Raw genomic sequence first — 23,840 nt, 5'->3', positions numbered from 1 at the left:
TACCGTTAGTTTTTAATGTTTTCCAATGCTTGCAGGATACCATCGGCACCTGGATTCTGACCAATAGGCGATAAATAGCTCCATTGGATAATGCCGTTGGCATCTATTACAAAGAGCGCACGCTGACTCACCCCATTTTCATATACACCATACAAACGTGATACGGCCCCTTTAGGTTCAAAATCGGCCAGCAGATCAAAGTGCAGTTGCCTGGCTTTGGCAAAAGCATGATGGCACCAGGCGCCATCTACGGAAATCCCGAGCATCACAGCATTATACTTTTCGAAGTACTTGAGCATTTCATTGTACAGCGCCATCTGGTCGCTGCATACCGGGCTCCAGTCGGCCGGATAAAAAGCCAGGATCACATTTCTCCCGCGCAGTTCCTTTAAAGTAACCGTTTTTTCGGGAGTGGAGCTTAATGTAAAGTCAGGAGCAGTTTCGCCTTTTTGTAACATATGCAGGTAAATTGATCACCTATATAAACAGCAGGCGGCCGATAAAGTTGTGCATAAACAAAAATGCCACGGTGGCGGACCGTGGCTTTTTGTTTATTTGATGGCGTGAATTATTTGATGATGACGGTATCTGATTCCATGGTATATTCCCTGGTACCCTCAACAGTAGCTGTACTACCAGCTTTGGTGGTGATCATAATCACGTTTTTATTCACCGGCTCTCCTTTGAAGATCACCGCATTTCCTCCCCTTAAAACATTAATAGCTGCTATATCCTTCGGCGGCATGTTACTCACTTCCGCCCTGGAGGATTTTTTACCATCTACCAATACCAGCACATCATCAGGAATAGATCTGCCGCTAATGGTGATATGGTCAGGAAGATTGCTGGCATGGGTGGTACCAGCAGGTAGCGGTGGTGGTGGAATCACTTTTTTGTTGCCAGATTTCGGTGGCGGCGGTGGTGGCTTCGGCACACCAGGTGGCGGTGGCGGAGGTGGCGGTGGAGGTGGCGGTGGTGGCGGTACTGTATCTTTAACAATGGGGAACGGGATAACAGCTGTTGCCCTGGTATAATTCAGAGACAATACTGTTCCACCTACCAGCAGGCCCAGCACCAGGTAACGTACTACCTGGTAACGGGATGATTTCTTGCTGTTCATCATGGTGATCCTTTTTTTAAGATGTGAGAAATTGAAATTGTTTGCGATGGCCGTCGCATAAGGGATCCCACTAACTTTAATAAGGTTGTATTGATAGCTGGTTTTATCCATGCCCTGCTGTAGCAGGTACCTGTCTGTTATGAACTCCAGATTTTCGCGGATGGCCGTTTTCATGAGCCATGCGCCGGGATTAAACCAGTAAAAAATATTGTTGACCTCTCCCAGCAAAGTATCAGCAGTATGCCATTGCCGCACGTGTACCTTTTCGTGGTACAGGATGGCCGGCAACTCTTCCGGTTGATGCAGGGAGGGATTTATATAGATGTGATGGAAGAATGAAAAAGGATTCACCGGTTGTTGTAGCAGTTGTACGGGAATATCATCGATCTTACCCTGCTGCGATTTCCGGTGAATTTTCCACAGGGAAAAAAGTTGTATGCAAAAACGTATAACCATGACCGATACGCCTACCCAGAAAATATATACCAAAGCAGACCATATGGTGAACGGTGCGGCAGGCACCTGCCATGCCGTAAAATTGGGTACATAGGCAGCAATGACTTCATGTTTATTCACAAACCAGTCTATAGGGATAAAGGGAAACAAGGAAGAGAATAGGATGCCCAGCAACAGGAATGCCCTGTTCAGCGTATAGAAAGTTAACCTGCGCAAACCAAAATAGTAAGCGAGAAAAAACATCGTTAGTGCAATATTCGCCTTTAGCAGGTATATCAAAATAGCTGGGACCATAGCAGACTACGATTTGTTCGTAAATCTACGAAATAATCGTAGATAAACAAATTTATTTTGCGGAGATATTGAAAATTTAGTGGGAATAAAAGAAGACGGATGACGCTGGTGAGGTACCACAAAAAAGCCACGGTGTTGAACCGTGGCTTTAATTGGATATAAATATATTATTTCGTTTTCGTTGAATCAGTATCGATACGGATTTCAACTTTATTCGTGTCTTTTGCGCCGTGGCCAGCTTTAGTGGTTACCAGGATCACCCCATTCTTCCCGGCATCGCCATAAAGTGCCGTGGCGCCTTCGTTTTTGAGCACAGTAATAGATTCAATATCATTAGGTGGAATATCATTGATGGATTTACCTTTAGGACGGGCTACGCCATCTACTACTACCAGTACATCGTCCGGTACTGTAGAATTTGCCTTTCCACTTCTGATGGTAATGCCTGTTGCGTTGGAAGGTTGTTTCAATTGAACAAAAACGATTCCGTTACTGGCTTTTTGGCCATACTCCTTTGTCAGATTCTCCTTCATTTCAGGTGTGGGATCTTTCACCACATTGATGGTGGCAATATCGCTGGGCTTTATGGCATCCAGTTCCGCTTTACTCATCTGTTTACCGTTTACCACGTAAACAGGCTCCATCTTCACACCGCCAGTCGTTACAACGGTGACTGTTTGCGGCCCAGGCGTTTTATGGCCTGCTACTATTACCGGTGGCGGAAACTTCACTACAGGTGCGTTTTGCGGCCCGGGTGTTTTATAACCCGATACTATTACCGGTGGCGGGAACTTCACTACACCTGCCTTTTGCGGCGTCTTTGGCTTCACGTTTTTTCCGGATGATGGTGGCGTTTTTGCATATCCAGACACCGGCGGTATCGTGTCCGTAATACTACGTAGGTGAAGTGCAGCAGGTACTTTAGTATAATTCAGTGACAGTACCGTTCCTCCTACCAGCAAGCCCAGTACCAGGTACCTTACTATCTGATAGCGTGATGACTTTTTGCTGTTCATCATGATGATCCTTTTTTTAAGATGTGAGAAATTGAAATTGTTTGCGATGGCCGTCGCATATGGGATCCCACTAACTTTAATAAGATTGTACTGATAGCTGGTTTTATCCACGCCCCGCCGCAGCAGGTACCTGTCTGTTATGAACTCCAGGTTTTCGCGGATGGCCGTTTTCATGAGCCATGCGCCGGGATTGAACCAGTAAAAAATATTGTTGACCTCTCCCAGCAAAGCATCGGCGGTATGCCATTGCTTTACGTGCACCTTTTCGTGGTGCAGGATAGCCGGCAGTTCCTCCGGCTGATGCAGGGAGGGATTAATATAGATGTGACGGAAAAAAGAAAAAGGATTCACCGGCTGCTGTAACAGTTGCACCGAAATATCATCGATGGTTCCCCGTTGCGATTTCCGGTGAATTTGCCATAAAGAAAAAAGCTGCATACAAAAACGTATAGCCATTACCGATACCCCTATCCAGAAGATATATACCAGTGCGGTCCATACGGTAAACACCGGTGCAGGCGTTTGCCATGCAGTAAGATCCGGCACATAGGTTAATACGGTACCTGCAATCACCTGGTGCTTATTCACAAATGTATCTATGGATATAAAAGGAAACAGCGAAGAGAATGCTATACCGGTCAACAGGAACAACCTGTTCAGCGTATAAAAGGTGAGTCGGCGCAAACCAAAACGGTAAGCGAGAAAAAACATGGTCAGTGCGACGTTCGCCTTCAGCAGATATATCAAAATAGCAGGTACCATAGCCAACAGTTTATTATTTGCCTTTTTCTATCATGTTGATAATTTCTTTTAACTCATCCGGACTGATCTTCTTTTCTTTAGCAAAGAAGGATACCAGTTCTTTATATGAGTTTTCGAAATAATCTTTTACAAATCCGTTCATGAACTTTTGCTTATAGGCGGCTTCTTCAATGGAAGGCGTATACTCATATACGTTACCCATTTTACGGCTTTCCAGGAAACCTTTTTTCTCCAGGTTTTTAATGGTGGAAGCCAGCGTAGTATATGGTGGTACCGGCGCCGGATGTGCCTCCAGGAAGTCTTTCACAAAACCTTTCCCTACTTTCCAGATAGCCAGCATGGCTGTTTCTTCTTGCTGGGTCAGTTTTTCCATGATATCATTTTATAGTTAATTACGATCCTTTCGTAAATCTACGAACTTATCGTAGATCGAGCAAATTTATTTTAAAGAAGACAAAAAAAGGGATGTATCGTAATTGATACATCCCCTTTCATCACGTTCTGTGAACGTCATTAATTATTTCAGTATTTCTCCCAGTTTGGCAACGAGTTCGTCACCACGCAGGTTCTTAGCTACTATTTTACCTTTAGGATCAATCAGCACGTTCTGTGGAATGGCGCGTACACCATAGAGGTCTGCTGCTGCATTTTTCCAGCCTTTCAGGTCAGAAACATGTGTCCAGGTGAGCTTATCAGCTTCAACTGCTGCCAGCCATTTATCTTTCTTATCATCCAGGGAAACGCCAAGGATTTCGAAGCCTTTGGATTTGAATTGATCATAAGCTTTTACCACGTTAGGGTTTTCAGCGCGGCAGGGACCGCACCAGCTTGCCCAGAAATCAACCAGTACATATTTACCACGGAAAGAAGAGAGGCTGATATCTTTGCCTGCTGCATCTGCCTGTGCAAATTCGATCGCTGGTTGGCCTACTGCTGTTTTACGGGCAGATTCCAGGCGCTTGGAGAATTCTTTACCGGAAGGAGAATTCTTCGCTTCTTTACTTAATTTCTTGAACAGCGGAGAAATTTCTGCGGGGTTCAGATCATATCCTGCTACCTGGTTCAGTAAGAACATGGAGATAGGAGAATTGGTATTTTTAGAGAGAAAATCATTTTCTATTTTCTTCTCTTCTGCGTCCAGTGCATCGTACTGTGCTTCCAGCTTCTTGATACCCTCTTCGTCTTTGTTCTTAGCCAGCTCACGGTATTGTTTCTGCAGTGCAGCACCTTTCTCGTTTACATCTTTCAGCAGTTCATTGAGCTTTTTGTAATCATCATTGGCTTTAGAACCCGTTACAGTGGCTTTGCTGATGGAATCAGTGGTATTGATGGTGATCGCACCTATATCCAGGAATACTGCCAGCATATCGCGGCCCATGGATACCGGCTTTTCACTTCCTTTCTGTACCAGCATCAGGCTGGCCAGACCTGGTTCTTCCAGGGAACCGTTAAAAGCGAATTTACCGTCTTTGATTTGTGCGCTATCTACGAAATTCTCGCCACCCTTACGCATTCTCAGGTAAACAGTAGCCGGGTTCTGTTGCTGAGAAACAGTTCCCTGTATAGTATAAGGCTTGCCTGCAGACGAACCTTTCTTATCCTGGGCAAATATTACTGCCGGCACTAAAAGGGCAATACCTACAATCGTTTTTTTCATTGGTTTTTGTTTTACGAATAACAAATTTGTAAAATCGGCTGATCAATGTCAACCTGATTTTGATAAGCGGCTATTTCAGCAGTTCCTGCAGTTTCGCTTCCAGCTCTTCTCCACGCAGGTTGCGGGCAATGATCTTGCCGTCCGGACTTACCAGGAAATTGGAAGGAATAGACTGAATACCGTATTGTACGGCTACTTCGTTGCCCCATCCACGGAGGTCAGATACCTGCGTCCAATGGAGTCCGTCCTGGTTGATGGCACGTAACCAGCGGTCGCGGTTATCGTCCAGGGAAACACCCAGGATGGTAAAGTTCTTATCCTTGTATTTGTTAAACGCTTTTACTACGTTGGGATTTTCCTGACGGCAGGGTCCACACCAGCTGGCCCAAAAGTCTACCAACACATACTTACCCCTGAAAGAGGAAAGCTTCACCGGCTGGCCTTTCGTGTCTGCCTGGGAAAAGTCATCTGCAGTAACATTTACGCCGTTAGCCTTCAGACTTTTTATATAGGCGGTTACACTTTCTCCGTATTGTCCGTTTTGTATAGACTTATCAAGGGAACTGAACAGTTCCTGGAATTCTTCCGGCTCCAGCCTTGAGCGTAATTCATTCATCAGCAACCAGATACTGGCAATGCTGGTGGGATGTGCTTTGATAAAGTCCTTACCTGTTTTTACCACATCCTTGCTGAATTCATCCGCCTTTTTGCGGAAAGCATTTTTGCCCGGCTCATCTTCAGGATTAATTTCTTTAGCGGTGGTATTGAGTTCCTCTGCTCTTTTAATCAATGGCTCAAACGCTTTCTGATACTGCTGCATCGCCTGCGTGTTGGCATTGCCTTTCAAGGCGGCGGCAATCGGATAGGTAGCCAGGGAAGTAGTAAAATGAACCGGTTCACTGCCCCCTGTTACAAACAGCATCGGGTAGTTCACCTCTCTCATAATCAAAGCATACACGGATGGTTCTTTGCCACCTTTCACGCGGAAGCTGAACTCTTCATTTTTTATCACTACTGAATCGTCCGGATTATTATCCTGGTCATCAAAAAGGTATATGGTTTTGCCGTTGCCTCCCTTCACAATGCCCGACACCTGTTGGGCGTACACTCCTGCGGAAAACAGCACTACAGCGGCTAACAGGAAAATCTGTTTCATTACGAATTATTTTAATTAGTTAGAGGGGTGTAATATACGAAGAGATTTTATACTGAGAGAGTGGCAGGCTTCGCCCATTGTTAAAATTTTCAGACCAGGATGATGATGATTGCCGGGAATTTATCTATGCTATTTTACAGGCTTATGAATTACTATTCATGCTGTAACAAATAGAAATAAAATCCCGACAATCACCCATTTCATGCACAAAAATTTTAACAGTTGGCGGAGCCAACTATTTATTATGCCGTTGTTTTAACACCGATATAACATCTGACAACTGGAACCCTTTCGCCTGAAGAAGAATCAGGTAATGGAAAAGGAGATCTGCAGATTCATTTAAAAATAATTCATCATTATTGTCTTTGGCTTCGATGACCACTTCTACCGCTTCCTCTCCTACTTTTTGTGCAATCTTATTAATGCCACGCGCAAAAAGGCTGGCAGTATAGGATTTATCTGTAGGATTGTTTTTTCTGTCGGCGATAATTCCTTCCAGTGTAGCCAGGAAATCGTTGCTTATATTTTGCTCATCCCAGCAGGTATCAGCGCCGGTATGACATACCGGACCTACAGGACTGGCTTTAACGAGAATAGTATCCTGGTCGCAGTCTACCTTCAGGTCTTTTACAATCAGGAAATTACCGCTTTCCTCTCCTTTTGTCCACAAACGGTTCTTGGAGCGGCTGAAAAAAGTCACCTTACTTTCCGCCATGGTTTTTTCCAGTGCTTCGCGGTTCATATAGCCCAGCATCAGTACTTTGCAAGTCACGGCATCCTGTATAATAGCCGGAACCAGGCCATCGGACGACTTTTGAAAATCTATCTGCATGTTAACTTATTTCAGGTATCACTAAAATCTTACGTTCACCCCTTTGTTGTAAAGAAAGGTTTTGAGCGCAGGTATTTCTATTTCTTTATAGTGGAAGATGCTGGCAGCGAGTGCAGCATCCGCCTGTGCGTTTTCAAATACGTCTACAAAATGTTCCATGTTACCTGCACCACCGGAGGCGATAACAGGCACGTTGAGATTTTGAGACAGTTGTGCGGTAATATCGAGTGCAAAACCTTTTTTGGTACCGTCGTTGTTCATAGAAGTGAGGAGGATTTCACCGGCGCCGCGGTTTACCGCTTCTTTGGCCCAGTCAAAAGCTTTCACGTCTGTTTTCACGCGGCCACCATTCAGGTACACGTACCAGTCGCCGTCTTCGAAACGGGTATCAATGGCCAGCACAATGCACTGACTACCAAATTCGCGGGCCAGCCTGTCTACCAGTGCCGGGTCTTTGAATGCGGAGGTATTTACGGATATTTTATCCGCGCCGGATTGCAGTAGTACATTTACATCTTCCACAGAAGAAATTCCGCCACCTACGGTGAAAGGAATATTCACATGGCGTGCAATACGGGTAACCAGTTCGGCCAGTGTTTTTCTTCGTTCATTCGTAGCCGTGATATCCAGGAATACCAGTTCATCAGCGCCCTGTGTGGCATATAAAGCACCCAGTTCAATCGGATCGCCGGCATCGCGGATATTTTCGAAGTTGATACCCTTAACGGTACGTCCGTCTTTGATATCCAGGCATGGTATGATGCGTTTGGTCAACATGTGCTAATAATTTACAGGAATGTTTTTAATGCTTCCATAGAGATGTTACCCTCGTAGATAGCTTTACCGATAATAGCGCCGCTACAGCCAATTTCCTGTAAGGCTGCCACGTCTTCAATATTACTTACGCCACCGCTGGCCACAAAGTTAATTGACGGAAAGCGTTCAATAATTTTTTTGTATAGCTCTGTAGACGGGCCCTGTAACAGACCATCTTTAGCAATATCTGTACAAAAGATATTGGTAACCCCCTGTGCGATATTGCTTTCCAGGAAATCAAATACAGAGAGATCGGTTGTTTCCAGCCATCCACCTACCGCGATTTTTTCCTCTTTCACATCGGCACCCAAAAATATTTTATCGGCGCCGTATTGTGCTACCCAACTGAAAAACAACTCCGGCTGCTTTACCGCTACGCTACCAATGGTGGCTAATGCGGCACCGCATTCGAACACGATGTCAATATCTTTTCCGGTTTTGATACCGCCGCCAAAATCTGTTACCAGGCTGGTTTTACCCACAATATTCTCCAGCACTTTCCAGTTAACTACCTGTCCTTTTTTAGCGCCATCAAGGTCTACCAGGTGCAGACGTTTCACTCCTATGGCTTCAAATTCCTTGGCTACTTCCAGCGGGTGTTCGTTGTAAATTTTCTGCTGGCTATAGTCGCCCTGGGTGAGCCTTACACATTTACCATCAATGATATCGATGGCGGGTATTATTTCGAAACGTTTAGCTGTCATATTATTCAGGTCCAGCGGTAGTTCCATCCTGACGAAGGAGATACCGCTTTTTATAAAATAATCGCCTTTTGTGGTGTAGCCCAGCTTATCGTAAAAGCTAACGGCTGTTTCACGGGCATTACACCAAAGCAGTTTTATTCGTTCTTTTTTGCAGATATCAACGAGGTGTGTGAGTATCGCTTTGCCATAGCCTTTTCCCTGTGCAGCCGGTGTGGTAGCCAACTTACGAAACTGGGCACTGTCGCGGCCCAGGAAAAGGGATACTACTGTTACCAGTTGTCCATGATCAAAAACACCGAAGTGTAACCCATCTGCATCATGGTCTACTTTAACAGCAGATAATGGTTCATTAGGATACATCACATCCCTGCGAAGCTGCAAGGTATCATCTGCACTGATCTGGCGGATATTCATCTTAAAGGTTCAAAAAGTTCTCAATAATACGCGCACCTGCTTCAGCAGATTTCTCCGGGTGAAACTGTACCGCGTAGAAATTATCTTTCTGCAGGGCAGCACTGTAGTTAATTACATAATTGGTGATGGCTACGGTATCTGCGCCGAGTGCGGCATAATAGCTGTGCACGAAGTACATGTAGGCATTTTCGGGCACATGTTCAAACACCACGCTATGCAGACCAGTAATATTATTCCAGCCTATTTGCGGTATTTTAAGCAGGTTTTCCACTGGTGACTGGAAGCGCTTCACGGGCGTATCAAAAACACCAATGCAGTCCGTATCGTTTTCTTCCGAGTGTTTGCACAACAGCTGCATACCGAGGCAAATGCCCAGTACCGGCTGTTGCAGGCCGGCGATGACCTTGTCCAGTTTTCTTTCTTTCAGGTACTGCATGGCCGTGCTGGCTTCTCCCACACCGGGAAAAATCACTTTGTCGGCTGCCATGATCTCTTCGTGATCATCTGTAACAGTACCGCTAACGCCTAAACGCTCGAGTGCAAACTGCACTGAGCGAATATTACCGGCGTTGTATTTTATAATAACTGTTTTCATAAAAAATTACGAATTACGAATTACGAATTACGACCTACGGAGTATGGATTTATGGGGAGATACCAATGGGAAGAATATTTGCTTTCATCTCCCTACAAATCCGTAATTCGTAATTCCTAATTCGTAATTCTTTCAATAAATTCCTGAACCGTCTTATCAATGTTCTGGCTGTGTTCAATGGCTTTAATAAAGGCAGTGCCGATAATAGCACCATTGGCATGCGCCGAAGCCGTATCAAAAGTAGCTTTATCTTTTATACCAAAACCAATTAATACAGGGTTGGTGAGTTGCAATTTTTGCAGTCGCTCAAAATAAGCCTGCTGATCATTCATGTCCTTGTCCTTCCCTGTAGTGGAAGAAGAAGATACGGCATAGAGAAACCCTTTGCTCAGGCTGTCTATTTTCCGGATCCGGGCTTCGCTTGTTTCAGGTGTTACCAGGAAAATGAGATGCAGGTTATATTTTTCAAACACGGGCCTGTATTCATTTTCAAACTCCGCCATGGGCAGGTCCGGTACAATGATACCATCGATACCTACTTCCGCGCACTTGGCACAGAAGGCTTCTACGCCGTAAGTTAATACCGGGTTAAAGTATCCCATAAGGATAACGGGTACGTGTATACTCTTCCTGAAACCAGCCAGCTGATCGAAAAGGGTGTGCAGGCTCATTCCATTCTGCAGGGCTTTGGTGCTGCTGTCCTGGATCACCGGGCCATCCGCCAGGGGATCGGAGAAAGGCATACCCAGTTCAATGAGATCCGCCCCATGCTGTTGCAGGGATGTCATTACCGGCAGGGTATCATTTAACTGCGGAAAACCAGCCGTGCAATATATATTTAAAACGCCGTGTTGCTTTTTGGCAAACAGTTGATCAATACGATTTTGCATAATCCATTTTATTTATTCATGTGACGGATATAGGTATCCAGGTCTTTATCACCGCGGCCGGAAAGGCATACTACCACCACATCATCTTCCTTCAGGGTCAGGTCTTTCAGCTTCGCAAGGGCATGTGCTGATTCCATAGCAGGAATAATTCCTTCCAGCAGGCTCAGTTCATAGGCAGCAGCGAGGGCTTCGTCATCGGTAGCAGACAGGAACTGTGCCCGGCCTGACTCATACAGGTGGGCGTGCATAGGTCCGATGCCCGGGTAATCCAGTCCTGCGGAGATAGAGTACGGTTCAGTGATTTGCCCGTCGTTGGTTTGCATGAGCAGCGTTTTGCTGGCATGGATGATACCGATGGTGCCGAGCTGGGTGGTAGCAGCAGAATGACCGCTATGTACTCCCTTACCGGCAGCTTCTACGGCCACCAGTTTCACATTTTCCCGGTCCAGGTAATGGAAATAAGCGCCGGCCGCATTGCTGCCGCCACCTATACAGGCCACTACATAGTTAGGATCTTCGCTACCGGTTTTAGCCAACAGTTGTTTTTTTATTTCTTCGCTGATCACCGACTGCAAACGCGCTACCATATCGGGGTATGGATGCGGACCGGCAGCGGTACCGAGAATATAATGTGTATCTACCGGATTATTGATCCAGTCGCGTATAGCTTCGTTGGTAGCGTCTTTCAGGGTTTGGCTGCCACTGGTAGCAGGTACCACAGTAGCACCGAGCATTTTCATGCGGGCTACGTTGGGGGCCTGTCTTTGAATGTCGATGCTGCCCATATACACCACGCATTCCATGCCCATGAGTGCACATACCGTAGCTGTAGCTACGCCATGTTGTCCGGCGCCGGTTTCGGCGATGATGCGGTGTTTACCCAAACGCTTTGCCAGCAGAATCTGGCCGATGGTGTTGTTTACTTTATGTGCGCCTGTATGATTCAGGTCTTCCCTTTTGAGATAAATTTTTGCTTTATATTTTTCAGACAAACGTTTAGCGAAATATAAAGGGGAAGGTCTGCCTACGTAATCTGTCAGCAGGGCTTCAAACTCCTGTTGAAAGGAGGGATCGCTGAGTATGCCGAGATATTGGGTTTGTAATTCTTCTACATTGGGATATAACATTTCAGGAATGTATGCCCCGCCAAATCTGCCATAATAGCCATTCTTATCCACCTGATACCTGGAGTTGCCGGTATTAATCGCAATATCCATGACCGCTTATTTTATTATTGATGAATGAATTTGTTTTACAAAATGTTCTGCCAACGCGATGTTTTTAACACCGGGGCTGTCTTCAAACCTGCTGTTCACATCTACTGCAAACAGGGCCGGCAATTGTATTTCGCTGATGTCTGCTGCCTGATCCGGGCCAATGCCACCGCTTAAAAAGAAGGGATGGTCAAAAGGGTAAGTAGTCAGCAGTTCCCAGTTGAAGCGTTCGCCGGTGCCGCCATATCCTTTTACGGAGGCGGTATCAAAAAGGAAATAATCTGTTACGGGAATAAACGGCGCCAGCTCCGCTTGCCAGTTAACGTTATCACCTATACGAAAAGCTTTGATCACCGGAATGGTTTGCCGGATGGCGGCGCAAAACTCCGGTGTTTCATCACCGTGCAACTGCACCAGGTCCAGGTCGTAATCGGCGATGGTGCGTTGTATCTGTTCCTGTGAAGCATTTACGAATACACCTACCTTTTGAATACCGGTTGTTTCCCTTACTGATCTTGCGTCTATTTTGTTGCCGGCAAAACGGGGTGATTTCTCATAAAAAATAAATCCTGCATAATCCACGCTATTAGCTACCAGCGCCTGCAAATCATTTATTCTTGTAATGCCGCAAACTTTTATACGCATGGGATGATTATTTGTGTTCCAGGTCATGGAGTGTTTGTACAAAATTTTCGAATGCACGGGCAGGATCTTCCTGCTTCATGAAATGTTCTCCAATCAGGAAGCCCTGGAATCCAGCCGCTTTCAGGGTGACGATCGCAGCGGGATCGTTGATGCCGCTTTCTGCTACTTTCACTTTATCGGCTGGAATTTTTGGCGCCAGTTGACAGGAGCGGTTAAAGTCTACCTCAAAAGTGATCAGGTCACGGTTATTCACACCTACCAGGTGTGTATGTGCCGTTACTTTTTCCAGTTGTGCTTCGCTGTGTACTTCCAGCAATACTTCCAGTCCCAGGTTGTGCGCAAATGCTGCCAGGTATGCTACCTGTGCAGCATCCAGGCATTCTGCGATCAGCAGGATCACGTCTGCACCAATGGCTTTTGCTTCCAGGATCTGGTATTCATCTATCACAAAATCTTTACGCAGAATAGGGATCTGGTTGAAGCTGCGGGCTTGTTGCAGGTCATCGGAGGAGCCACCGAAATATTTCTCATCTGTGAGTACAGATAAGCCGGAGGCGCCATAACGGGTATACGCTGTTGTTACCTGTTGTACCGTTACGTTCCCGTTAATCACTCCTTTTGAAGGAGAGCGGCGTTTGAATTCCGCGATGATACCTGTCTTTTCCGGCTGTTGCAGAAACTGACAGAGTGATAATGCTTCGCGGGCAAATCCGGGAGACTGTTGCAGGTCCGATGCGCTGCGCTGTAACTTGCGGGCAGCTACTTCAATGTGTTTATGAGCAACTATTTCTGCTAAAATATTCTTCATGATAAACGTTCCTACGACTGCAATGCAATCAGTTTTTTAAATGCTGTATGTGCATTGCCCGACTCCAGGGATTCTACCGCGGCGGCGAAACAATCTTCATACGAATTATATTTTCCGAGGCTGTACAGTCCCATTGCAGCGTTGGCAAATACAACGGAATTCTGTGCCCAGGTACCTTCTCCTTTCAGGATCTTCATAAAGATCTTTGCGGCTTCTTCTGTGGTATTACCTCCGTAGATATCTTCCTGGTGTACTTTACGTTTACCCAGCTGTTCCGGGGTCCAGTCCTGTTCACCTTTGTTGGTGATCACTTTGGTATCTGCGGTGAGTGATATTTCATCGTAGCCATCCAGGCTGTGAACAATCACAAACTGTTTGTCTGTTTGCTGGAACAGGTAGTTGTATACCCTTGCCATTTCCAGGCTATATACGCCAATCAGCTGATGTTTGGCCAGCGCCGGGTTTACCAATGGACCCAGCATATTAAAGAACGTACGGATACCAAGCTGACGGCGGATACCGGCAACATGCTTCAGCGCAGGATGAAACAGCGGTGCATGGAGAAAACAAATGCCTGAATCTTCCAGTTCTGTTCTCAGTTTGGCGTCATCACTTTTGAATTTGTAGCCTACCAGCTCCATTACATTGGAAGCACCACTGACAGAAGATACGCCATAGTTACCGTGTTTGGCTACTTTTGCGCCGGCTCCTGCCACCACAAAGCACGACAAGGTAGAAATATTAAAGGTATTTTTTGCATCCCCGCCTGTACCTACGATGTCGAGTACATCATAACCGTTCAGATTTACGGGTACGCAGAGTTCCAGCAGTGCATCACGGAAGCCCAGCAGCTCATCGATGGTGATGCTGCGCATAAGGTATACCGTCATGAAAGCAGCCAGTTCGCTTTCATTATACATGCCTTTGGAGATGCTGATAAGAATATCTTTAGCAGCTTCGCGGCTAAAGGTTTTATGTTCGAAGAGGTAATTAAGAATCTTTTTCATGTTAGCTGTTAGCTTTTAGCAGTTAGCTGTTAGTTAGATGGATGGATGTTTCACTGAAATTGGTTAGGATGAATGGCTGTCATTACAGGCTTAACCAGTTTCTCACAATCTTTTCGCCCTCCGGGGTGAGTACACTTTCCGGATGGAATTGTACACCGCTTACATCATATTTGTTATGCTGTAATGCCATGATAAAACCATCTTCATCTTTGGCGGTGATGGTCAATTCAGCGGGCAGGGTGGATTCATCAATTACCCAGGAGTGATAGCGACCGGCCAGTATTTGCCTGGGCAAACCCTTAAACAGGCGGCCATCTTCCTTAATGATATTTATGTTGGTGGCTACACCGTGATATACTTCTTTCAGGTTAGTGAGCGAAGCACCAAAAGCCTGTCCGATGGCCTGTTGCCCCAAACAAACGCCGAAGATGGATTTGGTGGGTGCATATTCTTTGATGAGTGGCAGTAATAATCCTGCTTCTTCCGGAATACCAGGGCCGGGCGATAAAATTATTTTATCGTAGTCGTTTACTTTTTCCAGTGGAATTTCATCATTGCGTACCACGGTTACTTTACCGTTGATGATTTTTTCCACGAGGTGAACGAGGTTGTATGTAAAAGAGTCGTAGTTATCAAAGACGAGGATGTTCATACTAAATTTTTTGTGCCAGCAGAATGGCTTGTTTTAACGCATTGAGTTTGTTGTTTACTTCCTCCAGTTCAGAAGAAGCCACCGATTTAGCTACCACGCCGGCGCCGGCCTGATAGTACAGCGTATTCATCTTGCTGAGTATGGAGCGGATCATGATGGCGTGGTTAAAGTTGCCGTTGAAACCAACAGCTCCTATACAACCACCGTAGAAGCCACGCGCAGTGGGTTCGTACTGATCAATGATTTCCATGGCGCGGTATTTCGGTGCTCCTGACAGCGTACCTGCCGGGAAAGAAGATGCCAGAAGGGTAAACGGATTCAGCTTCGGATCTACCTTTCCGGTTACTTCGCTGACCAGGTGAATGACGTGGGAATAGAAATGTACCTGTCTGTAAGAAGCTACTTCTACCTCCGTTGCATTTCTGCTAAGATCATTCCGGGCCAGATCCACCAGCATCACGTGTTCCGCGTTTTCTTTCGGATCCTGCAACAGTTTCTCTGCCAGTAATTTATCCTGTGCATCATCTCCGGTACGGCGGAAAGTGCCGGCAATGGGGTGAATGGTAGCTTTACCATCCGTAATCACGATCTGTGCTTCCGGTGAGGAACCCATTAATTTATAATCGCCGTAATCGAAGAAGAAAAGATAAGGAGAGGGGTTGATGGAGCGGAGGGCGCGGTAAACGTTGAATTCATCGCCTTTGAAGGATTGCTGGAAAGCTCTGGAAAGTACTACCTGGAAAACATCTCCGCGGAAGCAGTGTTGTTTGCCTTGTTCTACCATCTGCATATATTCCGCGTCCGTCATATTGCTTTCTTCTTCTCCGGTAGTGGCAAACGGATACCCGGGGGAATCTTTGTGCCGGATGAGTGATTCAAGCAGTTCAAACTCGCTGTCAACGCCTTCTACCTGGTTTTCACAAAGATAGAGTTCATCTTTAAAGTGATTGATCGCTATTACATATTGATAGTAGCGGTAACGCATCAATGGGATGGTATTGTCCGCCTGTTGTTTCTTTTTATTGAATTCAATGGTTTCGAAAAACTGAACGGCGTCGAAGGTGGTGTAGCCGAAGAGGCTCTGCGCCATTGGTACGGGGTGGTTGCCGCTGAAAGAATAGTTGCCGAGAAATTGCTCCATTTCATCCAGTACCTGTTGTTTATTCTTCAGTTCTTTCTTTTCTACGGGCAGGTTGGGATACTTGAATTCAAAGTGTGAGGTAGAGGTAACTTCAATACCTGCAATAGGCTTCACACAAATAAACGAATAACTGTTGTCACTGGCCCTGTAGTCGGTGCTTTCAAGGAGGATAGAACCCGGGAATTTATCGCGCAACCGCAGATATATTCCCACTGGCGTGAAAATGTCTGCCAGCATCTGTTTGGATCTCGTTTTTACTTGGATGGTACGCATGATGTATTGGGTGAAGTGTTTGTTTTATATTAAAATGGGAAGGGCTGAAAAAGCGGAAGGCCCGCTGTGTAACAGCGGGCCTTCCAAATATATTTCTAAACGAAACATGGCACTGTAACACAGATCAGGAATTGATTCCGTGCCACCACCAATGTTTGTTTGTAATGATATTTTGCATAGCGAGACAAATTTGAAACTTTTTTTCAGAAAATGCAAATATTATTTTCCTTTTTTGAAAAGAAAGTTAAAGTACCCCTTTGGTGCTGGGCAACTGCATATTATACGGGTTGCGCTTCACCGCCATTTTGATGGCCTTGGCGAAGGCTTTGAAAATGGCTTCTATCTTATGGTGCTCATTTTCTCCTTCTGCCTTGATGTTCAGGTTGGCTTTTGCGCCATCTGAGAAGGATTTGAAGAAGTGATAGAACATTTCGGTAGGCATCTCCCCTATTTTCTCCCTTTTAAATTCCGCTTCCCATACCAGCCAGTTACGGCCACCAAAGTCAATACCTACCTGGGCCAGGCAATCATCCATGGGCAGGCAGAAACCGTATCTTTCGATACCGCGTTTATCTCCCAGACCTTTGGCGATGGCTTCTCCCAGCGCAATGCCGGTATCCTCAATAGTATGATGTTCGTCTATGTGCAGATCCCCCTTGGCGGTAATATTCAGGTCCATAGCGCCATGGCGGGCAATCTGGTCAAGCATATGATCAAAAAAGCCCAGGCCGGTGTGGATATTGGCTTTGCCGGTACCATCCAGGTTCAGTTCAATGCTGATATCTGTTTCGTTTGTTTTTCGTACATGCCTTACCGTTCTTAATCCCAGTTTCAGGAATTCATAGATACGGTTCCAGTCGGTAGACTCCAGCGCTATTACGGGTTGCAGGGCAGCCACGTCGTCACTGATTTCGGCGGCGCCCAAACCGGCATCTTCCTTGATCCAGATGGCTTTAGCGCCAAGGTTCTTGGCCAATTGTACATCGGTGATACGATCGCCGATAACAAAGGAGTTGGCCAGGTCGTAGCTGCCATCCAGGTATTTGGTGAGCATACCCGTGCGGGGCTTGCGGGTAGGGGCATTATCTGCCGGAAAAGAGCGGTCAATGAATACTTCATCAAACTTTACCCCTTCATTTTCAAATGCCTTCATGATCATCTGCTGGGCAGGCCAGAAGGTATCTTCCGGGAAGGAGGCCGTTCCCAGGCCATCCTGGTTGGTGACCATTACCAGTTCATAATCCAGCTCAGCGGCTATCCGCGCCATATTCACAAATACTTTGGGATAGAACTCCACTTTTTCCAGGCTATCGATCTGGTAGGTTGGCGGTACTTCTTTGATCAGGGTACCATCACGGTCTATAAAGAGAACTCGTTTCATGCAGATACAGGTGTTTCTTTTTTCAGGTTGAAAGATTTCAATACCTCCAGCAGGTGCAGGTTTTCAGCGGGTGTGCCGATGGTGATACGTAAACAGCCCATGCAAAGTTCTACTTTGGAGCGGTCACGCACCACAATACCTTTTTCAATGAGATGATTGTAAATGCCTTTTGCATCCGTGGTTTTCACCAGGATAAAGCTGGCATCGCTGGGGTAGATCTCCAGTACTTCCGGCAGTTGTATCAGTGCAGCAGAGAGCAGATCACGTTCTATCACTATTTCGCGGATCCATTCATTTACCTGGCTCACGTTGTCCAGGGCCTGCAAAGCCAGTTCGCTGGTAGCCTGACTGATATTATAGGGAGGTTTTACTTTATTGAAAGTATTGATGATATCCTCACTGGCGAAAGCCATTCCTATTCGGAGTCCTGCCAGTCCCCATGCTTTGGACATGGTTTGCAGCACTACCAGGTTAGGGTATTCTGTGAGCTCCTGGATAAATGTTTTCTGACGGGAGAAGTTGATATATGCTTCATCTATCACTACAATCCCATCAAAATTATTCAGCAGTAATTCAATATCTGAGCGGTTGATAGAGTTACCGGTAGGGTTGTTGGGAGAACAGATGAAAATGAGTTTGGTATTTCCGTCGATCGCCTGTTGCAGCGCGGGGATATCCAGCTGAAAGTCTTCCGTGAGACTCACTTTGCGGATCACCGCATCGTTGATGTGTGCACTCACTTCATACATGCCATAGGTAGGCGGGCAAAGGACTACATTATCCGTACCCGGGTTGACGAAACAGCGGTAAAGCACATCGATGGCTTCATCGCTGCCATGGCCGATAAAAATGTTTTGTAGCGGTACGCCTTTCACATCGGCCATTTTATATTTAAGCTTCCATTGCAACGGATCGGGGTAGCGGTTATAATTTACCGGCAATGGTGATCCGAAGTTATTTTCATTTGCATCCAGGAAAATGGTCGCCTCTCCTTTAAACTCGTCTCTGGCCGTGGAATACGGTACCAGTCTTTTTATGTTTTCCCTTACGAGGGTATCGAGATTGAACATATTAATGAATTATTATTAGTTATTTATGAGCGGGAATTTTCCAGCTGTTGCAATCTTACGGTGACGGCATTTTTATGTGCTTCCAGCCCCTCTGCCGCTGCCATGGCTTCTATAGTAGCGCCAATATGCTGCAGCCCTTCGGGAGAAATCTGCTGGAAAGTAATCTTTTTCACGAAGCTGTCCAGCGATACGCCGCTATATGCCCTGGCATAGCCATTTGTAGGCAGGGTGTGATTGGTACCGGACGCGTAATCGCCTGCACTTTCAGGGGTATAATTTCCCATAAAAACAGATCCGGCATCCGTTACCTTGTCGGCGATATTTTCGGCCCCATTACAGGCTAAAATCAAATGTTCCGGTGCGTAGGCATTCAGCATTTCCATCGCCGTATCCATATCGGCTACCAGGATCATTTTACTGTTTTCCAGTGCTGCTGTAGCAATGCCTTTGCGTGGCAGCTTTTCCAGTTGTGCATTCAGGGCATTGGTAACATCGGTGATCACCTTTTCGCTGGTGGTCACCAGTACTACCTGGCTATCAGGACCATGTTCCGCCTGTGACAGCAGATCTGCGGCCACAAAATCAGGGATACAGCTATCATCCGCCAGCACAGCCACTTCAGAAGGGCCTGCCGGCATGTCGATAGCTACGCCGCTTTTATTGACCAGCTGTTTGGCACAGGTCACGTACTGATTGCCGGGACCAAATATTTTATACACCTGTGGTACTGTTTCGGTACCGTAGGCCATAGCGCCTATGGCTTGCACGCCGCCAATCGTAAATACTTTTTCAATGCCTATCAGCTGCGCCGTGTATAATATGGCGGGATGCAGTGAGGGCGTGCAAAGTACTATCTCTTTACAACCTGCTATCATGGCTGGTATACCCAACATCAGGATAGTAGAAAATAATGGAGCCGAACCACCGGGGATATATAAACCTACTTTTTGAATAGCTACCGGTTTGCGCCAGCATTGTACGCCGGGCATGGTTTCTATCATCTGTACCTTTTCCTGCTGTGCGCGGTGAAAAGTAGTAATATTTTTTGCCGCCTGCTGTATCGCTGCTTTCAGTGCAGGTTCCAGCGTATCTTCTGCTGCCGCAAAAGCAGCGGGTGGTACCTGTATATTTTCCAGCGTCACCTTATCAAATTCGGCTGCAAATTTTTTGATGGCCTGGTCGCCACCGCTGCGTACTTCCTTCAGAATATCGTTCACCTTTTTTTCCAGTGCCGATGTATCCATCACAGGCCGTTGCAACAGGGTATTCCACGTACTTTTATCAGGAAATCTGGTTGTTTGCATCGTTACACAGTTTTTTTAGATCACCATTTTTTCAATGGGCACTACCAGGATACCTTGTGCACCGGCTGCCTTCAGGCTTTCGATGATATCCCAGAAATCATTTTCATTCAGTACAGAGTGAACGGAGCTCCAGCCAGCTTCTGCCAAAGGCAGTACTGTAGGACTTTTCATACCTGGCAGCAATCCAATGATTTCATTCAGTTTATCATTGGGCGCATTGAGCAGGATGTATTTATTATTCTTCGCTTTTTTCACTGCCTGTATGCGGAACAATAATTTATCCAGCAGCAGTTGTTGTTCCGGTTTCAGGTCATGACAAGCCGCCAGCACTGCTTCTGATTTCAGTACGGTTTCTACTTCTTTCAAGCCATTCATGAATAAAGTAGAGCCGCTGCTCACCAGGTCACAGATAGCATCGGCCAAACCAATGCCAGGTGCTATTTCCACCGATCCGCTGATTTCGTGAATTTCCGCAGTGATGCCATTACGTTGCAGGAATTCTTCCACTATCACGGGATAGCTGGTCGCAATTCTTTTGTTGTGCAGGTCTTTCACGGAAGTGTACTCCACTGATTTTTCCACGGCCATCGACAAGCGACATTTTCCGAAGCCCAGCTTCTGAACAATATTTACCTGTTTTTGTTTTTCCAGCACTACATTTTCTCCTACAATTCCAATATCAGCCACACCATCTTCAATGTATTGCGGAATATCATCATCCCGCAGGAAAAACACTTCCAGCGGAAAGTTGGTCGCTTCTGTTTTCAGCTTGTTAACACCGTTGTTGATGTCGATACCGCATTCCTTCAATAATTTGATGGAATCATCGTGCAGGCGGCCGGATTTCTGGATTGCAATTTTCAATTTCATCCTGGGTAAAAATAAAAAGGGGCTTACCTTTCCGGTAAGCCCCTGTTGATGATTTAATATAGTGATATACACATTATCATCCCAGCCTACCGCGTTGGCAAGAAATGGTGGTGATGATGGATATGTATGTTTGTCTTCATAATTCGAGTGCAAAAATAGTAAGTAAAATGAAACATCAAAGGTTTTTTTTGGAATTAACGTGAAATTTAAATATAAGTGCTTATATATAAGTTCTGATATAAATCGTCGTTGACCCGTTATAACACATCAATCCAAAGGCTCTCCATTGCAGTAATATCTGTTCCTTCAAGGTTATCCCTTCCTTTCAATTTGTTCACGTATAAATTGCTTTTCGCGCTCCAACTCTACACGCAATTCTTCTTCCGTAGGTAGCACCAATCTATATTTTGAAGCGAAAAGTTGTTTATTTTCCTCTAACATACTGTACTTAACCAGCGTATGGTCTTTTTCAGCACAAAAGATAATTCCAATAGTTGGATTATCCCCTTCCGTTTTCTTAAGATCTTCAAACATTCGTACATACATATCCATCTGCCCAATATCCTGATGTGTCAACTCATTTATTTTCAGATCGACTAGTACAAAACACTTGAGAATATAATTATAGAAAACCATATCTATGTAAAAAACTTTAGTATCGGTTTTAATCCGATATTGCCTTCCAACAAATGAGAAGCCCTTACCCATTTCCAAAAGAAACGCTTGTAGATTGCTGATAATTGCTGATTCAACATCACTTTCAGAATACCCGACTGGATTTTCTAATCCAAGAAACTCTAAAACATAAGGATTTTTTATCACATCAAAAGAGGATGACTTTTCCATTTTCTCTTGATCCAATAGGGCTTCCCTCTTACTTTGCGTAGAGAGCAGCCGTTCATAATAAAGGGTATTAATATTCCGTTCAAGCTGGCGGTACTCCATGATTGGTCTGCAGTTTCTGTAATATAGTATTGTCTGGCGCTAGGGTTATCAACCCGTAATATAATACGATAATGTGTCCAACTCAATTCGGGGCGCAGTGCGCCCCGAATTGAAAATGTTTGATAAAACTGCCTCATACGGCGTAATTCTCTTTCATCAAACCCTTTTCCAAACTCTTCAATTAACTGCCTGGAAAGTTCTTTTATCAGAAAAACACCATAATCAGCTCTTTCCTGTCCCTGCTGCTCTTCTTCAAAAATACGCTTCCCTATATTCCAATAGGCATCTACCATTGCAGCATTAATAGAATTATTTACTTTCTGTCTTGCTGCCGAAAGCATTTTCTTTATATCTGTTACAAAAGAATTCTTTAGCACGATTAATAGTTATACTTCAAACTTACATGAAATAATCCGATTAAAATTCAACTAATAGAATTCAGCAGGAGTAGGCATCTCAAAGGAAATAAAAATAAATTAACCTGTTATTAAATTATCGCAAAGTCCCATAAATAGTGTAATTCATACGCCCTATTATTTACTTTCCAGTATAACACTAACCGGATACAATCATGTGGGAATATCTTTTAAATTGTACTACGTATTCTCGTCACTTAAAATGTCTGATATTTCACACAAAAAGCGACATTCTGCGTAAGATACGCATACATAATTCCTACTTCATCGACTCCATTACCTTCCCCCCATAAAAAAATCTCACTGCACCTGTTTTAGCAGGGAAAACATACATCTCCCTGATATGCCGTCACTTAGTCCCCATGCGCATTTTCGCCCCTTGCAAACGATCTGTTAATTGATTTCTTTAACTAATAATTTTAGCTTTATTTTGCTAATAATATTAGTATTTATTAAAACGATAGTTATATGGAAGCATTGAAACTGAGAGAGTTGAGTATAACCCTGCCATTCTTTAATACCAGCATCCCCGCAGGGTTCCCCACTCCTGCTCTGGATTACCAGGAAGAAGAAATTGATCTTTCCCGTATCCTGCAGCCCAACCCCGCTACCTCCTTCATTATCAGAGTGAAAGGCGATAGCATGACAGAAGCCAATATCCCCGATGGCTGTATGGCCGTTGTAGACCGTTCTATCCGCCCTTCTACCGGCGATATTATTGTCGCGGCCCTCGATGGGGAATATACCGTAAAACGACTGGTAAAGGCCGGCCGTAACTGGGTATTACACCCGGAAAATGCTTTTTATAAACCCATCATCATAGCAGAAGATGCAGACTTCCAGGTATGGGGCGTAGTAACCGCCGTGATTGTAGATATGCGTAAATAGTGAAATTGAACAGTTATGCATAATCCATTGGCATTATTATCTGTTGCGCTGGTAAAAGCGCTGCTCGAAAATGGTTTTACGTTATTTGTCCGCCAGAGTTATGCGGCAGGAAGAGACCACAACGACATGCACATTCGGGAAATATTCCTGATCACTCCTTATAAAGACATAGGAGAAGCCAACATACATTTTCAGCATATTCGTTTCGATCACCGGAAATATATTTACCAGGCGCATCATCCGGAAGAAATCGAGAAATTGTATAAGGCCGCATCACAGCCACCAGGCTACAAAGTATATGCTTCACTGTTACAGCAGGAAGTATGGAATCCGCCATTGTATATGGACCCGGCGGTGAGAAGATATATTTCTCTCAAAACAAAATGGAGACCCGAACGTAAAGAAGAAGTCAGTGCAGAATTATTCCTGCATTATGGGGAGCTCTATTTTACCCTGAAGTATGGAGCTGAAGAAATAAAAGTACCTTTATCGGAGATAGAATACGACTAAATAA

At 45.1% G+C, this 23,840-nt stretch carries 25 protein-coding genes; 2 read left to right on the top strand and 23 right to left on the bottom strand.

Annotation, left to right across the window (positions count from 1 at the left end):
• Positions 1-5: 5 nt before the first annotated feature.
• The 23 genes from AC1DP6_RS15480 to AC1DP6_RS15370 all read right to left on the bottom strand — a co-directional run bounded on the left by AC1DP6_RS15480 (position 6) and on the right by AC1DP6_RS15370 (position 22,399).
• On the bottom strand, positions 6-458 hold the full coding sequence (locus AC1DP6_RS15480) for a redoxin domain-containing protein (protein ID WP_477055628.1): 453 nt from the start codon (positions 456-458) through the stop codon (positions 6-8).
• Between the two features lie 110 nt (positions 459-568).
• A complete protein-coding gene (locus tag AC1DP6_RS15475) occupies positions 569-1,870 on the bottom strand; it encodes a M56 family metallopeptidase (protein WP_477055627.1) in 1,302 nt (433 codons plus the stop codon).
• A gap of 167 nt (positions 1,871-2,037) precedes the next feature.
• Positions 2,038-3,648, bottom strand: a complete 1,611-nt coding sequence (locus AC1DP6_RS15470) for a M56 family metallopeptidase (RefSeq protein WP_477055626.1) — start codon at positions 3,646-3,648, stop codon at positions 2,038-2,040.
• 13 nt (positions 3,649-3,661) lie between these two features.
• Positions 3,662-4,021 (bottom strand): BlaI/MecI/CopY family transcriptional regulator, encoded by a 360-nt coding sequence (locus tag AC1DP6_RS15465; RefSeq protein ID WP_211971861.1) that lies wholly within the window; start codon positions 4,019-4,021, stop codon positions 3,662-3,664.
• 144 nt (positions 4,022-4,165) lie between these two features.
• Positions 4,166-5,305 carry a redoxin domain-containing protein gene (locus AC1DP6_RS15460; protein WP_477055625.1) on the bottom strand — a complete coding sequence of 380 codons (1,140 nt, stop codon included), beginning with the start codon at positions 5,303-5,305 and terminating at the stop codon, positions 4,166-4,168.
• Between the two features lie 70 nt (positions 5,306-5,375).
• Positions 5,376-6,461 carry a redoxin domain-containing protein gene (locus tag AC1DP6_RS15455; protein WP_477055624.1) on the bottom strand — a complete coding sequence of 362 codons (1,086 nt, stop codon included), beginning with the start codon at positions 6,459-6,461 and terminating at the stop codon, positions 5,376-5,378.
• A gap of 235 nt (positions 6,462-6,696) precedes the next feature.
• Positions 6,697-7,293, bottom strand: coding sequence for a bifunctional phosphoribosyl-AMP cyclohydrolase/phosphoribosyl-ATP diphosphatase HisIE (gene hisIE / locus AC1DP6_RS15450; protein WP_477021658.1), 597 nt, complete (start codon positions 7,291-7,293; stop codon positions 6,697-6,699).
• Positions 7,294-7,314: 21 nt separating this feature from the next.
• Positions 7,315-8,070: an imidazole glycerol phosphate synthase subunit HisF gene (gene hisF, locus AC1DP6_RS15445; RefSeq protein ID WP_477055623.1), complete on the bottom strand. Its 756-nt coding sequence runs from the start codon at positions 8,068-8,070 to the stop codon at positions 7,315-7,317.
• Positions 8,071-8,081: 11 nt separating this feature from the next.
• Positions 8,082-9,227: a 1-(5-phosphoribosyl)-5-[(5-phosphoribosylamino)methylideneamino]imidazole-4-carboxamide isomerase gene (gene hisA / locus AC1DP6_RS15440; protein ID WP_477055622.1), complete on the bottom strand. Its 1,146-nt coding sequence runs from the start codon at positions 9,225-9,227 to the stop codon at positions 8,082-8,084.
• Between the two features lies 1 nt (position 9,228).
• Complete coding sequence (gene hisH, locus AC1DP6_RS15435) at positions 9,229-9,822, bottom strand: imidazole glycerol phosphate synthase subunit HisH (protein ID WP_477055621.1); 594 nt, start codon at positions 9,820-9,822, stop codon at positions 9,229-9,231.
• A 116-nt stretch (positions 9,823-9,938) separates the two neighbouring features.
• On the bottom strand, positions 9,939-10,712 hold the full coding sequence (gene trpA / locus AC1DP6_RS15430) for a tryptophan synthase subunit alpha (protein ID WP_477055620.1): 774 nt from the start codon (positions 10,710-10,712) through the stop codon (positions 9,939-9,941).
• Between the two features lie 8 nt (positions 10,713-10,720).
• Complete coding sequence (gene trpB, locus AC1DP6_RS15425) at positions 10,721-11,929, bottom strand: tryptophan synthase subunit beta (RefSeq protein WP_477055619.1); 1,209 nt, start codon at positions 11,927-11,929, stop codon at positions 10,721-10,723.
• Between the two features lie 6 nt (positions 11,930-11,935).
• Positions 11,936-12,571 (bottom strand): phosphoribosylanthranilate isomerase, encoded by a 636-nt coding sequence (locus AC1DP6_RS15420; protein WP_477055618.1) that lies wholly within the window; start codon positions 12,569-12,571, stop codon positions 11,936-11,938.
• Between the two features lie 7 nt (positions 12,572-12,578).
• Positions 12,579-13,379, bottom strand: a complete 801-nt coding sequence (gene trpC / locus AC1DP6_RS15415) for an indole-3-glycerol phosphate synthase TrpC (RefSeq protein ID WP_477055617.1) — start codon at positions 13,377-13,379, stop codon at positions 12,579-12,581.
• Positions 13,380-13,390: 11 nt separating this feature from the next.
• Positions 13,391-14,386: an anthranilate phosphoribosyltransferase gene (gene trpD / locus AC1DP6_RS15410; protein WP_441572427.1), complete on the bottom strand. Its 996-nt coding sequence runs from the start codon at positions 14,384-14,386 to the stop codon at positions 13,391-13,393.
• Between the two features lie 82 nt (positions 14,387-14,468).
• Positions 14,469-15,038 carry an anthranilate synthase component II gene (locus tag AC1DP6_RS15405; RefSeq protein WP_477021650.1) on the bottom strand — a complete coding sequence of 190 codons (570 nt, stop codon included), beginning with the start codon at positions 15,036-15,038 and terminating at the stop codon, positions 14,469-14,471.
• Position 15,039: 1 nt separating this feature from the next.
• A complete protein-coding gene (locus tag AC1DP6_RS15400; RefSeq protein ID WP_477055616.1) occupies positions 15,040-16,452 on the bottom strand; it encodes an anthranilate synthase component I family protein in 1,413 nt (470 codons plus the stop codon).
• 244 nt (positions 16,453-16,696) lie between these two features.
• Entirely contained in the window at positions 16,697-17,833 is a 1,137-nt protein-coding gene (hisB, locus tag AC1DP6_RS15395) for a bifunctional histidinol-phosphatase/imidazoleglycerol-phosphate dehydratase HisB (protein WP_477055615.1), read from the bottom strand.
• Entirely contained in the window at positions 17,830-18,903 is a 1,074-nt protein-coding gene (gene hisC, locus AC1DP6_RS15390; RefSeq protein WP_477055614.1) for a histidinol-phosphate transaminase, read from the bottom strand. The genes hisB and hisC overlap by 4 nt, the downstream gene beginning before the upstream one ends.
• A 23-nt stretch (positions 18,904-18,926) precedes the next feature.
• Positions 18,927-20,207: a histidinol dehydrogenase gene (hisD, locus tag AC1DP6_RS15385; protein WP_477055613.1), complete on the bottom strand. Its 1,281-nt coding sequence runs from the start codon at positions 20,205-20,207 to the stop codon at positions 18,927-18,929.
• 15 nt (positions 20,208-20,222) lie between these two features.
• Positions 20,223-21,077, bottom strand: a complete 855-nt coding sequence (gene hisG / locus AC1DP6_RS15380; protein WP_477021645.1) for an ATP phosphoribosyltransferase — start codon at positions 21,075-21,077, stop codon at positions 20,223-20,225.
• 312 nt (positions 21,078-21,389) lie between these two features.
• Positions 21,390-21,923: a PDDEXK nuclease domain-containing protein gene (locus AC1DP6_RS15375; RefSeq protein WP_477055612.1), complete on the bottom strand. Its 534-nt coding sequence runs from the start codon at positions 21,921-21,923 to the stop codon at positions 21,390-21,392.
• Positions 21,896-22,399, bottom strand: a complete 504-nt coding sequence (locus tag AC1DP6_RS15370; RefSeq protein WP_477055611.1) for a DUF1016 N-terminal domain-containing protein — start codon at positions 22,397-22,399, stop codon at positions 21,896-21,898. The genes AC1DP6_RS15375 and AC1DP6_RS15370 overlap by 28 nt, the downstream gene beginning before the upstream one ends.
• Before the next feature lie 507 nt (positions 22,400-22,906).
• Here AC1DP6_RS15370 and AC1DP6_RS15365 point away from each other — a divergent pair.
• Positions 22,907-23,326, top strand: coding sequence for a LexA family protein (locus AC1DP6_RS15365; protein WP_441572435.1), 420 nt, complete (start codon positions 22,907-22,909; stop codon positions 23,324-23,326).
• Positions 23,327-23,341: 15 nt separating this feature from the next.
• Positions 23,342-23,836: a hypothetical protein gene (locus AC1DP6_RS15360; protein WP_477055610.1), complete on the top strand. Its 495-nt coding sequence runs from the start codon at positions 23,342-23,344 to the stop codon at positions 23,834-23,836.
• Positions 23,837-23,840: the final 4 nt, after the last annotated feature.

This window comes from Chitinophaga sp. 01L420, from assembly GCF_056399985.1.
Note: the sequence above shows the minus strand (reverse complement) of the source record. Positions and strands in the feature narration are given on the sequence as shown.